A 12,942-nucleotide genomic window follows, 5' to 3' on the forward strand; every position below is an offset into this window, starting at 1 on the left:
TCTTCGACATACTCCGCAAGACCGAGCCGGGCCGCGGCGGGGAGATCCAGCTGACCGACGCGCTCCAGCAGCTCGCCGACGACGAGAAGCTCGGCGGCCCGGTGCACGGCGTCGTCTTCCAGGGCCGCCGCTACGACACCGGCGACCGAGGAGACTACCTGCGTGCCATTGTCAGGCTCGCGTGCGAACGTGAGGACCTGGGCCCGGAGTTCCGCACCTGGCTCCGCGGTTACGTCGGCCAGGAGCTGGCCGAGGACTGACACCGGCGGACCAGACAGAGGGCGGGCCCGGAGGAGATCCTCCGGGCCCGCCCTCTTCGCCGTCCCGGCTGTTCCGGACGGCCCCTTCCGCGGTCCGGAACACCCGATGCAGGCGTCCGGAACAGCCGGGACCGGCCGTCCTGAACAGCGGGGACCGTCGTCCTGAACAGCCTGGCGCCGCCGTCTAGAACGGCTCGAAGTCGTCGAACTCCCGGCCGGCCTCGTCCCGTTCTGCCTCCCTGTCCCGGCGGCGCTGGGCCGCGGGCCGGGGTGCCTCGAAGCGGTGGTCCTCACCGCGGCGGCCGAGCATCTCGGCGCCGGCCGTGACCGAGGGCTCCCAGTCGAAGACGACCGCGTTCTCCTCGGGGCCGATGGCGACGCCGTCGCCGCCCCGGGCGCCCGCCTTCATCAACTGCTCCTCCACGCCGAGGCGGTTGAGCCGGTCCGCGAGGTAGCCGACGGCCTCGTCGTTGTTGAAGTCGGTCTGGCGCACCCAGCGCTCGGGCTTCTCGCCGCGCACCCGGAACAGCGGCTCGCCGCCGACCTCCTCGCGGGTGACGGTGAAGCCGGCGTCGTCCACGGCCTTGGGCCGGATGACGATCCGCGTGGCCTCTTCCCTGGGCTTGGCCGCACGCGCCTTGCCGACCAGCTCACCGAGGGCGAAGGACAGCTCGCGCAGGCCGATGTGGGCGACCGCGGAGACCTCGAAGACGCGGTAGCCGCGGGCCTCCAGGTCGGGCCGGACCATCTCGGCGAGGTCCTTGCCGTCGGGCACGTCGACCTTGTTCAGGACGACGAGCCGGGGCCGGTTGTCGAGGCCGCCGTACTGCCGCAGCTCCTCCTCGATGACGTCGAGGTCGGACAGCGGGTCGCGGTCGGACTCCAGGGTCGCGGTGTCCAGGACGTGCACCAGTACGCTGCACCGCTCCACGTGCCGCAGGAACTCCAGGCCCAGGCCCTTGCCCTGGCTGGCGCCCGGGATCAGACCCGGCACGTCGGCGATGGTGTAGACGGTCGAACCGGCGGTCACCACACCGAGGTTGGGCACCAGGGTGGTGAAGGGGTAGTCCGCGATCTTCGGCTTGGCGGCGCTGAGCACCGAGATCAGCGAGGACTTGCCGGCGCTCGGATAACCGACCAGCGCCACGTCGGCGACGGTCTTCAGCTCCAGGACGACGTCCTGGAGGTCACCGGGCACGCCGAGCAGCGCGAAGCCGGGCGCCTTGCGGCGGGCCGAGGCCAGCGCCGCGTTGCCGAGACCGCCGCGGCCGCCCTGTGCGGCGACGTACGACGTCCCGTGCCCGACCAGGTCGGCGAGCACGTTGCCCGCCTTGTCGAGGACCACGGTGCCGTCCGGGACCGGCAGGACCAGGTCCTCGCCGTCCTTGCCGGAGCGGTTGCCGCCCTCGCCGGGCTTGCCGTTGGTGGCCTTGCGGTGCGGGGAGTGGTGGTAGTCGAGCAGCGTGGTGACCGACTGGTCCACGGTCAGGATGACGTCGCCGCCACGGCCGCCGTTGCCGCCGTCCGGGCCGCCCAGCGGCTTGAACTTCTCACGGTGGACGGAGGCACAGCCGTGGCCTCCGTTACCCGCGGCGACGTGCAGTTCGACGCGGTCCACGAAGGTGGTCATGGTTCGGTGCCTCCAGAAATCACGGGTATGTCTAGGTACTAACACGCGAAAGGCGGACCCGCCTTCCCGACCGGGAAGTGAGGTCCGCCTCGCGAAGCGTTCGGTGCCGAATCAGCGGATTCAGGCGACCGGAACGATGTTCACGACCTTGCGGCCACGGTGGGTACCGAACTCCACCGCGCCCGGCAGCAGGGCGAACAGGGTGTCGTCGCCGCCACGGCCGACGCCGGCGCCGGGGTGGAAGTGGGTGCCGCGCTGGCGGACCAGGATCTCACCAGCGTTCACGACCTGACCGCCGAAGCGCTTCACGCCGAGCCGCTGGGCATTGGAGTCGCGACCGTTCCGGGTGGACGATGCGCCCTTCTTGTGTGCCATGTCTTCTCAGTCCCTTACTTCGCAGCCGTGGGGATCGACGTGACCTTGATCGCCGTGTACTGCTGGCGGTGGCCCTGCCGACGGCGGTAGCCGGTCTTGTTCTTGTAGCGCAGAATGTCGATCTTCTGGCCCTTGTGGTGGTCCACGACCTCGGCCTGGACCTTGATGCCGGCCAGCACCCACGGGTCGCTGGTCACAGCGTCGCCGTCGACAACGAGCAGGGTCGAGAGCTCGACCGTGTCGCCAACCTTGGCGGTGGAAATCTTGTCAACCTCAACGATGTCGCCGACAGCAACCTTGTGCTGGCGACCACCGCTGCGCACGATGGCGTACACGCGGATCTCTCTTTCGCTCGAAGAAACGGCACCCCCGCAGGCCAGCCGCCCGGCAGCAGCATGGGCGACCTCTCCCGGCCGGCCTAGCGTCCGGGAGGAACAGGTTTACGGGGATGTGGCGGGCTCGATGACACGCCGACGGTCAAGATTACGGGCCGGGGCCGTGGGGGTCAAACTGGGCGTCCGCCCCCTCACGTCGGCGTCCCGTCGCTCAGGCGGCCGCGGCGACGTACCCGGCGTACGCCTCCTCGATGCCCTCCGGCGAGAGGTCGAGGTGCTCCAGGATCGTGTAGCGGCCCGGCCGGGTCTCCGGCGCGAACGCCACGGCCCGGACGAACTCCTCGTCGCTGAAGCCGATTTCCTCGGCCACCACGGGCAGCCCGTGCCGGCGCAGCCCCTCCACGATCAGCCGGGAGCCCTCGTGGTCGCCGCGCAGGTACGTGGCGAAGGCGGCGCCGAGACCCACCTGTTCGCCGTGCGCGGCGGCCCGGCGGGGGTAGAGCAGGTCGAGTGCGTGACTGATCTCATGGCAGGCGCCCGAGGAGGGCCGGGTGTGCCCGGCGATCGACATGGCGATGCCGGTCAGCACCAGACCCTCGGACAGCACGGTGAGGAACCCGTCGTCGCCGCAGCCGCCCGGGTGCCTGAGCACCGCCTCGCCGGCCTGGCGGGCCATGGCCGCGGCGAGACCGTCTATCTTCTCGCCGTTGACCCGGTGGTCCAGCTCCCAGTCCGCGACCGCGGAGATGTTGGACAGGGCGTCGCCTATGCCCGAGCGCACGAAGCGCAGCGGAGCCTCGCGGATCACGTCGAGGTCGATGAACAGGGCGATGGGCGCGGGCACGCCGTAGGAGCCGCGCCCCGCGTCGTTGTCCAGGTTGGACACGGGCGAGCAGATGCCGTCGTGCGAGAGGTTCGTCGGCACCACGACCAGGGGCAGCCCGATCCGCGCCGCGGAGTACTTCGCACAGTCGACGATCTTGCCGCCGCCGATGCCCACGACCGCGTCGAAGTCACCGGACTTCATGCGGTCGGCCAGGTCGACCGCCTCGTCCAGGGTGCCGCCGCCCACCTCGAACCAGGTGGCGGCGGGCAGGGCCGGCGCGAGGCGCTCGCGCAGCTGGGCGCCGTACCCGCGGCTGACCGCGACGGCGAGCCGCCCGGAGTCGGAGATGCGCTGGTCGGCGAGCACGCCCGCCAGGTCGTCCAGGGCACCCGCGCGGATGTCCATGACGATCGGCGACGGGAACAGCCGGGTCAGTACCGGCATGCGATCTCCCGCCCGCGGGCGAGGTCCTCGTGGTTGTCGATCTCGACCCAGTCGACGTCGCCGATCGGCGCCACGTCGATCCGGAAGCCGCGGTCGACCAGCTCCTGGTAGCCGTCCTCGTAGTACAGCTGCGGGTCGCGCTCGAAGGTCGCGCGCAGGGCGTCGGCCAGCTCCCCGGCCGCGTCGCCCTCGATCAGGGTCACGCCGATGTACTCACCGGTCGCCTCGGCCGGGTCCATCAGCTTGGTGATCCGCGTCATCCCCTTCTCGGGGTCGACGACGACCTTCATCTCCTCGTCCGCGAGGGACTTCACGGTGTCCAGCGCGAGGATGATCTTCTTGCCGTCGCCGCGGGCGGCCAGCAGCGTCTTCTCGACCGAGACCGGGTGCACGGTGTCGCCGTTGGCGAGGATCACGCCGTCCTTGAGCGCGTCCCGGCCGCACCACAGGGAGTAGGCGTTGTTCCACTCCTCGGCCTTGTCGTTGTCGATGAGCGTGAGCGTGAGGCCGTACTTCTCCTCGAACTCGGCCTTGCGCGCGTAGACGGCCTCCTTGCGGTAGCCGACGATCACCGCGACCTCGGTCAGACCGATCTCCGCGAAGTTGCCGAGGGTCAGGTCCAGGACAGAGACGGCCTCGGGCCCGTCCTCCGCGCCGACCGGCACCAGGGCCTTGGGCAGGGTGTCCGTGTAGGGGCGCAGACGCCGTCCGGCGCCGGCCGCCAGCACGAGGCCTATCATCGCGGTTCTCTCCTTCGGTTCAGGGTCGCAAGCCGGGGGCGCGGTGCCCCGGCCCGCTGGAAAAAGCAGGTGCGGCCCTCTCCTCGCGGACAGGACCGCACCCCGACGCGCCGGTGACCGGTCAGTCGACGGAGGTCGACTGCTTGGTCGCCGCGGCCTTCTTCGCCGCTGCCGTCTTCGTGGCCGCGGCCTTCTTGGCCGTCGTCTTCTTCGCGGCGGTCTTCTTCGCGGCGGTCTTCTTGGCCGCCGTCTTCTTGGTGGCCGCCTTCTTCGCCGTGGCCTTCTTGGCCGCCTTGCGGGCGGTCTTCTTGGCCGGGGCCGGGACCTCCTCGGCGGACCCCTCCTCGACCGGAGCTTCCCCGGCGGGAGCCTCCACGGCGGGAACCTCTCCGGCGGGGGCCTCCGCGGCCGCCTCGCTCGCGGCCGCGGGGACGACCACGACGGCCGTCTCCTCGGACGCGGTCGGCGCGGCGGCCTGCCGCACGGCACGGCGGCGCGGACGGGCCGGGGCGGCGCTCTCGGCGGGCGCGGGCGGCTCCTCCGCGGCGGGCTCCGCCACCGGGGCCGCAGGCGCGGTCTCGGCGACGGTCACCACGGCGGCCTCGGCACCCGCGGGGGAACCCGCCGGCGCGGACACCTTCCGGGTCGCCCGACGACGCGTACGGCCCTTCGGCGCGGCCTCCTCGGCGGCCTCGGGCGCCGGGACCACCTGGTCCTCGGCGGCCACGGGCTCGGCCAGCGCCTCGGCGGCCGGCTCCGGCCGCACCGGACGCGCCGCCGCCTCCTCGGCGGTGACCTCCTGGGCGGTCGGCTCGACGGCCTCTTCGCCGTCCTTCGCCCTGGCGGCGGCCTTCCGGGCGGACTTCTCCGCCCTCGGCGCGCCCGCCGGGGCCGACGCGCGACGGCTCGCCCGACGGCGGGTACGGCCGCGGCCGGCCGCCGCCTCCGCCTCGGCGACGCTGCTGTACAGCTCCTCGTCCGGCGCGAACCCCGGGGCCGCGAGGGCGACCGGCTCGGCGATCTCGGCGGCCACCTCGGCGGCGGTCTCGATCTCCGGCTCGGCGACCGCGGCGGTCTCGTGCACGTGCTCGTGCGGCTGCTCCTGCCCCTCGCCGCCACGGCCGCGCTTCTTGCGCTTGCCGCCGCCACCGCCGCCGGAGCCGGGCTGCTCCAGGTGGACGATGACACCACGACCGTTGCAGTGCACACAGGTCTCGGAGAAGGACTCCAGCAGACCCTGGCCGACCCGCTTACGGGTCATCTGCACCAGGCCCAGCGAGGTCACCTCGGCCACCTGGTGCTTCGTACGGTCGCGGCCCAGGCACTCCAGCAGGCGGCGCAGCACCAGGTCGCGGTTGGACTCCAGGACCATGTCGATGAAGTCGATCACGATGATGCCGCCGAGGTCGCGCAGCCGCAGCTGGCGCACGATCTCCTCGGCCGCCTCCAGGTTGTTCCTGGTGACCGTCTCCTCCAGGTTGCCGCCCTGGCCGGTGAACTTGCCGGTGTTGACGTCGATGACGACCATCGCCTCGGTCCGGTCGATCACCAGCGAACCGCCACTGGGCAGCCAGACCTTGCGGTCCAGTGCCTTGGCGAGCTGCTCGTCGATCCGGTAGGTGGCGAAGACGTCGACCTCCGAGGTCCACCTCGACAGGCGGCCCGCCAGGTCCGGCGCGACGTGCGCGACGTACCCGTGGATCGTCCCCCAGGCGTCGTCACCGCTGACGATGACCTTGGAGAAGTCCTCGTTGAAGATGTCGCGCACGACCCGGACGGTCATGTCCGGCTCGCCGTACAGCAGTGTCGGGGCGTTGCCGCTCTTGGCCTTCTTCTGGATGTCCTCCCACTGCGCCTGGAGCCGCTCGACGTCGCGGCGCAGCTCGTCCTCGCTCGCACCCTCGGCGGCGGTGCGCACGATGACGCCCGCGTCCTCGGGGACGATCTTCTTGAGGATGGTCTTCAACCGGGCCCGCTCGGTGTCGGGCAGCTTCCGGCTGATGCCGGTCATGGAGCCCTCGGGCACGTACACGAGGTAGCGGCCCGGCAGGGAGACCTGGCTGGTCAGTCGCGCGCCCTTGTGCCCGATCGGGTCCTTGGTGACCTGGACGAGCACGGACTGCCCGGACTTGAGGGCGGTCTCGATGCGCCGCGGGCCGTTGCCCATGCCCAGCGCCTCGAAGTTGACCTCACCGGCGTACAGGACGGCGTTGCGGCCCTTGCCGATGTCGATGAAGGCGGCCTCCATCGACGGCAGCACGTTCTGCACCTTGCCGAGGTAGACGTTGCCGACGTACGAGGTCGACTGCTCCTTGTTGACGTAGTGCTCCACGAGCACGTTGTCCTCGAGGACGCCGATCTGGGTGCGCTCGCCGTGCTGGCGCACGACCATCACGCGCTCGACGGCCTCGCGGCGGGCCAGGAACTCGGCCTCGGTGATGATCGGGACGCGGCGGCGGCCCTGCTCACGGCCCTCGCGGCGGCGCTGCTTCTTGGCCTCCAGACGGGTCGAGCCCTTGATGGACTGCACCTCGTCGGACGGCTCGCTCTGCTTGCGCGGCTCACGGACCTTGACGACCGTGCGCTCCGGGTCGTCGGAGGACGGCTCGGTGTCCACGGAGGTGTCACCGGCGCGACGACGGCGGCGACGACGGCGACGGCTGCCCGCGCTGGAGCCACCGGGCTCCTCGCCGCGTGCCTCCTCCTCGTCGTCCTCCTCCTGCTCGGCGGTGTCCTCGGCGTCCTGCGCCGCCTGCTCGGCGGCCAGGTCCTCGGTACCGTCCTCGGCGCCCTCGCCCTCGGCGGCGTCCCCGCGACGACGGCGACGGCCGCCCCGACGGCGACGGCGGCGCGAGGAGGACTCCTCGTAGCCCTCGGCGTCCTCGCCCTCACCCTCGGCGCTCTCGGGCTCCTCGTCCTCGCCCTCGTCCTCGTCCTCGACGACGGCCTCGGCGGTCGGGGCCTCCTCGACGCGCTCGGCGCGGCGGCGACGGCGACGGCGCGAGCCGGTCTCGGCGCGCTCCTCGGCGTACTCCGGGCTCTCCTCGGGCTCGGCGGGCTGCACGGGCTCCACGGCCTCGGCAGCGGCCTCGGCGGCGGCGCGCTCCGGCGTCTGGAAGCGCGGCTCGGCGAACACCGGCGCCTGGAAGACGGCGACGGCCGGACGCGCGGGCCGGCGCGAGCCCTCCTCGGCCCCGGCGGCGCGCGCGGGCTCGGAGAACCCGGACGCGGGGCGCACGGCCCGGCGCCGGGCTCGACGCGGGGCGGCGCTCTCGGCGGCCCCGGCCGCCTCGGCGGCGGCGACGGGCACGCTCTCGACGGCCGGCGCGGGCTCGGTGGTGTGCGTGGTGACGGGAACCTCCGGGGTGTGCGCGGCCTCGGCAGCGGGGGTGCTCTCGGGCGCGGTGACCCGGCGGGTGGCGCGACGGCGGGGACGACGGGGGGCGGCGTCCTCGTCGGGGGCCGGGGCGGCGGGCTCAGTGACCGGGGCCGGAGCCTCGGCCTCCGGCTCGGCGACCGGGGCCTCGGCGGCCGGGGTCTCCTCGGCGGCCTTCGGCGCGCCGGCGGGCGCGGAGGCCCGGCGGGTGGCGCGGCGGCGGGGACGCGCGGGGGCGGCCTCGGCGGCGGGCTCCTCGGCGGCCGTCACGGCCCCGGAAGCGTCCTCGACCGTGGCCCGGACGACCGTCTCGGCGGCCTCGGCGGACTCGGGCGAGCCGGCGGGCGCGGCGACGCGGCGGGTGGCCCGACGGCGGGTCCGGGGGGCGGGAGCGGCCTCTTCCGGCTCGGGGGCCGCTTCGGCGGCGACCGGCACGGCGGCCTCCGCGCTCTCCACGGCCTCGGCCACCTCGGCGGCGGGCGCCCCGGCGGGCGCGGACGCACGACGCGTGGCACGACGGCGCGGACGCGCGGCGGGCGCCTCCTCGACGGTCCCCGCCTCGGCGGCAGCGGTCTCGGCGGCCGGTACGACGGTCTCGGGCGTCTCGGCGGCCGGTACGACGGTCTCGGGCGTCTCGGCGACCGGTACGACGGTCTCGGCGGTGGGCGCGGCGGCCCGACGGGTGGTGCGACGGCGGGGACGCGCGGCGGGCGCCTCCTCCTCGGCCGGGGCCTCCGCCTCGGCCGCGCTCGGCGTCGCGACGCTGCGCGTGGCCCGGCGGCGTACGCGACGCGGGGCGGCGTCCTCGCCGACAACGACCTCGCCACCCTCGGCGACCTCGGCGGCCGGGGCCGGCGCGACGGTCTCGGCGGGCTCCGCCGTCTCGGTGGTGGCGGGCGCCCCGGCGGGCGCGGACGCGCGGCGGGTGGCACGGCGGCGCGGTCGCGCGGCGGGGGCGGCCTCCTCGGCCACCTGGGCCGCCGCGGCCTCCTCCGTGTCCACGGCCGTGGCCGCGGCAGCGGCCTCCTCGGCCTCGACCGCCTCGTCGGTCTCCTCCGTCTGCGCGGCCGGTATGGCCGGGACGGTGACCTCGGCGGGCGCCTCGCCCGCGACGGGCGGACCCGCGGGGCGAGAGGCGGCACGGCGACGCCTGCGCGGCGGCAGGGTGTCGCTCGGTGTGTTCAGTTCGGAACCCTCGGTGGGTTCGGTCGGCTCGAGCATGCGGGCGGTTCTCCCGTCAGGCTCCCGGGCGCCGCGCCTGGTCCGGCACCGGCCCGAAGGGGCCGTCCGCCGGTGACGTCCGCGGCCCGCGCGATGCGCGGTGGCCGCCGTCCGGGGCGCGGGCGCCGCACGGGAGCACTCTGTGTCCTGTCTCGCCGGTTCCGTACGCCTTGTCGGTACGGCCTGGCGAAAGTCTTCTGGTCGGTGCGCTGCCCGACCCAGGTGGCTCCCGAGTACGAGGGCGGCGCTACGACGTCCGTCCTACGCGGGACCTTCCGGCATCGGCGCCGTCGCGGCGGCAGCCGGCGCGGCCGTCAGGGCCTTGGCTGCCTCGCGGTCGGGCGCGAGCGGGTCGGTCACCGTGCCGGTCTCTTCATCGAACAGCCCCTGCGCCAGCCTGGTCACCGCTGCGGGGACCGGCGGCGCCAGGTCGGCCACGGCGCGGAGACCGGACAGGACGTCGTCGGGTCGTACGGCAGGCGTCACGTGCCGAACAACCAGCCGCAGTATCGCACAGGGCTGGTCGGTCGGCCCATCAGCCGGTGCGCCGTGCGCCTCGAGGCTCGCCACGGCCGGGCGGGCGTCGAAGGTGCGCACACCGTTCTTGGTCATGCGCTGCACCTCGACGGACCCGGCCCCGTTGAAGGCCTCGACCGCGCGCTCCGCGTCGGCCGGATCGACTCCGGCCAGCCTGAGCTCCCAGACGGAAGCCGTCAGCCGGTCGGCGAGACCCGAGGTGTGCGCCTCGACCGCGTCGACGATGTCGAGGCCGGTGGGCAGCGACTCATCGAGGAGGACGCGCAGTTTCCCGGGGTCGCGCGGCGCGGTGAGCGCGATCTCCAGGTACTCCGCCTCACTGCCGGTGCCGGTGGGTGCGGCATTGGCATACGACACCTTCGGGTGCGGCGTGAATCCGGCCGAGTACGCCATGGGCACCTCGGCGCGGCGCAGCGCACGCTCGAAGGCGCGCTGGAAGTCTCGGTGGCTGGTGAACCTCAGGCGGCCGCGCTTGGTGTAGCGCAGTCGAATGCGCTGCACCGCGGGTGCGGGCGGCGGGCCTTCGGGCTGTCGCTTGCCCAGTGTCCTGTCCTTCGTGAGAGCGGTTGTACTCCTACCAAGAGTACGTGCCGCGAGGCGCGGAGGTTCCCGTCGTGTCGGCGGGGGCGGGACGGGGCGGTCCGGTTACCCTTCACAGCCACCCCCTTTGATCATTTTGCCCCCTTCCGAACGATCCCCGGAGGGTACGACGGCGGAGAACCGCGGCCGGCGCCTGCTCAGGGCCCTCACCTTCTGGCTGCGTCCTGCGTTCACGCTGCGGGTGCTGAGCCGGTTCCAGCGGATCGCGGGCTTCGACCGCTCCATGGCCCTGGCGTCCAGCGCCCTGACCGCGCTGGTGCCGCTGGCGATCATCGGCGCGGCGGTGCTGACCAGCGTCGGTTCGTACGACATCGCACAGCACCTCGTCTCGCGGTACGGCCTGACGGGCGAGGGCGCCGCGGCGGTCGAGTCGCTCTTCGCCCCGGACCAGGAGAAGGCGGACGTCAGCGTCGTCGGCGTGCTGTTCCTGGCGGTCTCGGCGCTGAGCTTCACCCGCGCCCTGCAACGCCTGTTCGAGCAGACGTGGGAGCTGAGGTCCCTCAGCGTGCGCAACACCCGCAACGGCCTCGGCTGGCTGCTCTCCGGCGCCTGCTACATGGGGGTCAGCGGCCTGATCCACTCCCTGCCGAGCGAGGGCCGGGCGCATCTGGTCAGCACGGCGGCCGAAGTGCCGGTGACGGCGGTCTTCCTCGTCTGGAGCGGCGTCCTGCTGTCCGCGCGCCGCGTCGCCTGGCGCGACCTGATCCCCTTCGGCGTCACCGGCGCCGTGGCCATCGGCCTCTACTCCGTGGGCGCGACGCTCTACCTCCCCCGCCTCTTCAACACCTCCGCCCAGCGCTACGGCGTCGTCGGCGCCGTCTTCGCCATGATCTCCGCCCTCTTCGCGGTCATGCTCTGCATCGTCGGCGCCTCCGTCGTCGGCCGCGAGGTCCGCGACGAACTCACCCGCATCTCCCACGGCGAACGCACCCCCGACGACGAGGTCCGCCGCCAGTGGGACGCCATGGTCGACCAGGCACGCTCACGCTGGCGCACGGCCCGCGGCCAGGTCACCCGCCGGCACCCCGAGCCCCCGCCGGACGACTGAGCCGCCAGGCGGGGGTCCAAGGGACCTCCCCCGTCCGGCCGCGCCCCGGTCAGGGCGCCCCCGCTCCACGAGGCGTCCTCCCGGAGCACGGAGGAACCTCCGCCCGAGCCCGAGAGCACGGCCCGGACAGCGTTCCGCCCCCGTTCATCCGCCGTCGCCGGTCACGCGCTCGGCGCCTCGGTGTCGGCTTCCCCGGTGTCCGGCGCCGGCGTGTCGGGAACCTCGGTGCTCGGCACCTCGGTGCTGGGTGCCTCCGGGTCGGGTGCCTCGGTGTCCGGTGCCTCGGTGGTCGGCGGCGCGGTCGGTGTGTCGGGTGCCTCGGTGGTCGGCGGCGCGGTGGGCGTGTCCGGTGCCTCGGTGGTCGGCGGCGCGGTGGGCGTGTCCGGTGCCTTGGTGGTCGGCGGCGCCGTCGGGCTCGGAGGTGTGGTCGGCGCGGTCGGGCTCGGCGGAAGCGGCGGGACCGGCGGCAGGTTGTTCACGACGATGATGGTCGTGTTCTGGGGCGGCGAGGTGACCACCACGTAGACGACGCGGTTTTTCACCCTGCGCGCACAGTGCCACCTCTGCCGCTCATTGCGGACCTTGTAGCAGACCAGCTTGTCGGGCGTGGCCGGTGCGACGTGCGAGGTGCGCGGTGACGCGCCGACGTCGCTCGCGGAGATCCCCCAGGCCCCCAAAGCCAGGCAGGAGGAGGCTGTCACTGCGACACCGATGTTCCGGAAGAGCCGCTTGGCCATGCTGCTCACCCCAATCTCGGAGCGATCTGGACTGCGCCCGTCAAGGGCACCGGCAGGGCGACGCCCCGCCGCACACCCAAGCGTCAGTCCGCGCCCATCGGGGAACCAGGGGCAGAAACCACCGGCCGGGTGGGCGGAATTACCCCTCTCCCGCGAGCTCTCCGGCCGCTCCTTGCAAGAGCGCCAGCCGCGTGAGGTCGGCCCTGCGACGGAAACCCGTCTTGCTTCCGAGCCGGTCGAGATGGGAATGAACCGTGTGCTCGCTGATGTTCAGCTTGGAGGCGATCTCGCGGTCGGTGGCACCGCTCGCGACGAGTTCCAGGATCTGCCTCTCACGATCCGTGATGCGCAGACCTCGCTTGTGCGGAGTCCGGTCGTCGAGAACGGTGGAGAAATGACTGCGACCGGACGCGACGGCACGGATCGCTGTCAACAACTCAGCCTCCCCGACGTGTTGGCTGAGATACCCGCGAGCACCCGCTTCGATGAAGAGCAGGAGCTCCTCGGTCTGCGCCGCGGAGGCCGACAGCACGACGACCTTGTGCCCCCGCTCGTGTAACTCCGTGACCAGCTTGCACGCGTCCCTGACCGGCGCCTGGGTATGGAGCAGGACGACGTCTGCGTCCGCCGGGCACTCGGCGCGCCGCGGATCCGAGTTGCCGACAGAGGCCACCCTCTCCAGGTCCGGCGCGGTGTCGAGCACGTGCGAAAGGCCGCGCAGAAGAATCGGACCGTCGGAAATGATCGCTACGTACGTCGATTGTGCGCTCATCGGGGTTCCCGTGGATAGGGGCACCGGCCATGCGGGGACCG

Annotated in this window: 10 protein-coding genes and 1 pseudogene; 2 read left to right on the forward strand and 9 right to left on the reverse strand. The window is 73.2% G+C overall.

Annotated elements, in window-relative coordinates:
• Positions 1–260 (forward strand): annotated as a pseudogene (locus tag QSK45_RS26235) (UTP--glucose-1-phosphate uridylyltransferase); the annotation flags it as partial.
• A 184-nt stretch (positions 261–444) separates the two neighbouring features.
• On the opposite strand, the gene obgE reads toward QSK45_RS26235, so the two are convergent.
• From obgE to QSK45_RS26270, 7 genes are all read right to left on the reverse strand, one after another.
• Entirely contained in the window at positions 445–1,890 is a 1,446-nt protein-coding gene (obgE, locus tag QSK45_RS26240) for a GTPase ObgE (protein ID WP_285561073.1), read from the reverse strand.
• A gap of 120 nt (positions 1,891–2,010) precedes the next feature.
• A complete protein-coding gene (rpmA, locus tag QSK45_RS26245; RefSeq protein ID WP_030779398.1) occupies positions 2,011–2,265 on the reverse strand; it encodes a 50S ribosomal protein L27 in 255 nt (84 codons plus the stop codon).
• Between the two features lie 14 nt (positions 2,266–2,279).
• Complete coding sequence (gene rplU / locus QSK45_RS26250; protein ID WP_009188585.1) at positions 2,280–2,600, reverse strand: 50S ribosomal protein L21; 321 nt, start codon at positions 2,598–2,600, stop codon at positions 2,280–2,282.
• Between the two features lie 211 nt (positions 2,601–2,811).
• Positions 2,812–3,870: an iron-containing alcohol dehydrogenase family protein gene (locus QSK45_RS26255; protein WP_285561082.1), complete on the reverse strand. Its 1,059-nt coding sequence runs from the start codon at positions 3,868–3,870 to the stop codon at positions 2,812–2,814.
• Positions 3,858–4,610, reverse strand: a complete 753-nt coding sequence (locus QSK45_RS26260) for a phosphocholine cytidylyltransferase family protein (protein WP_285561085.1) — start codon at positions 4,608–4,610, stop codon at positions 3,858–3,860. Before QSK45_RS26260 ends, QSK45_RS26255 begins: the two co-directional genes overlap by 13 nt.
• 121 nt (positions 4,611–4,731) lie before the next feature.
• A complete protein-coding gene (locus QSK45_RS26265) occupies positions 4,732–9,207 on the reverse strand; it encodes an Rne/Rng family ribonuclease (RefSeq protein WP_285561087.1) in 4,476 nt (1,491 codons plus the stop codon).
• A 261-nt stretch (positions 9,208–9,468) separates the two neighbouring features.
• The gene (locus tag QSK45_RS26270) at positions 9,469–10,245 is read right to left on the reverse strand and encodes a TIGR03936 family radical SAM-associated protein (protein WP_285561089.1); all 777 of its coding nucleotides are present in this window, start codon (positions 10,243–10,245) and stop codon (positions 9,469–9,471) included.
• Positions 10,246–10,411: 166 nt separating this feature from the next.
• On the opposite strand from QSK45_RS26270, the gene QSK45_RS26275 reads away from it, so the two are divergent.
• Complete coding sequence (locus QSK45_RS26275) at positions 10,412–11,392, forward strand: YihY/virulence factor BrkB family protein (RefSeq protein WP_285561091.1); 981 nt, start codon at positions 10,412–10,414, stop codon at positions 11,390–11,392.
• 161 nt (positions 11,393–11,553) lie between these two features.
• Here QSK45_RS26275 and QSK45_RS26280 read toward each other — a convergent pair whose 3' ends face one another.
• The gene (locus QSK45_RS26280) at positions 11,554–12,129 is read right to left on the reverse strand and encodes a hypothetical protein (protein ID WP_285561093.1); all 576 of its coding nucleotides are present in this window, start codon (positions 12,127–12,129) and stop codon (positions 11,554–11,556) included.
• A gap of 139 nt (positions 12,130–12,268) precedes the next feature.
• Positions 12,269–12,901, reverse strand: coding sequence for a response regulator transcription factor (locus QSK45_RS26285; RefSeq protein WP_285561094.1), 633 nt, complete (start codon positions 12,899–12,901; stop codon positions 12,269–12,271).
• Positions 12,902–12,942: the final 41 nt, after the last annotated feature.

This window comes from Streptomyces hygroscopicus subsp. hygroscopicus (assembly GCF_030269125.1).
In the GTDB taxonomy this organism is placed as follows: domain Bacteria; phylum Actinomycetota; class Actinomycetes; order Streptomycetales; family Streptomycetaceae; genus Streptomyces; species Streptomyces hygroscopicus_C.

What these genes read in the sequence shown, in the direction of transcription:
- obgE (WP_285561073.1), bottom strand. Translation starts at nt 1,890, where the DNA reads ATGACCACCTTCGTGGACCGCGTCGAACTGCACGTCGCCGCGGGTAAC.
- rpmA (WP_030779398.1), bottom strand. Translation starts at nt 2,265, where the DNA reads ATGGCACACAAGAAGGGCGCATCGTCCACCCGGAACGGTCGCGACTCC.
- QSK45_RS26255 (WP_285561082.1), bottom strand. Translation starts at nt 3,870, where the DNA reads ATGCCGGTACTGACCCGGCTGTTCCCGTCGCCGATCGTCATGGACATC.
- QSK45_RS26260 (WP_285561085.1), bottom strand. Translation starts at nt 4,610, where the DNA reads ATGATAGGCCTCGTGCTGGCGGCCGGCGCCGGACGGCGTCTGCGCCCC.
- QSK45_RS26265 (WP_285561087.1), bottom strand. Translation starts at nt 9,207, where the DNA reads ATGCTCGAGCCGACCGAACCCACCGAGGGTTCCGAACTGAACACACCG.
- QSK45_RS26280 (WP_285561093.1), bottom strand. Translation starts at nt 12,129, where the DNA reads ATGGCCAAGCGGCTCTTCCGGAACATCGGTGTCGCAGTGACAGCCTCC.
- QSK45_RS26285 (WP_285561094.1), bottom strand. Translation starts at nt 12,901, where the DNA reads ATGAGCGCACAATCGACGTACGTAGCGATCATTTCCGACGGTCCGATT.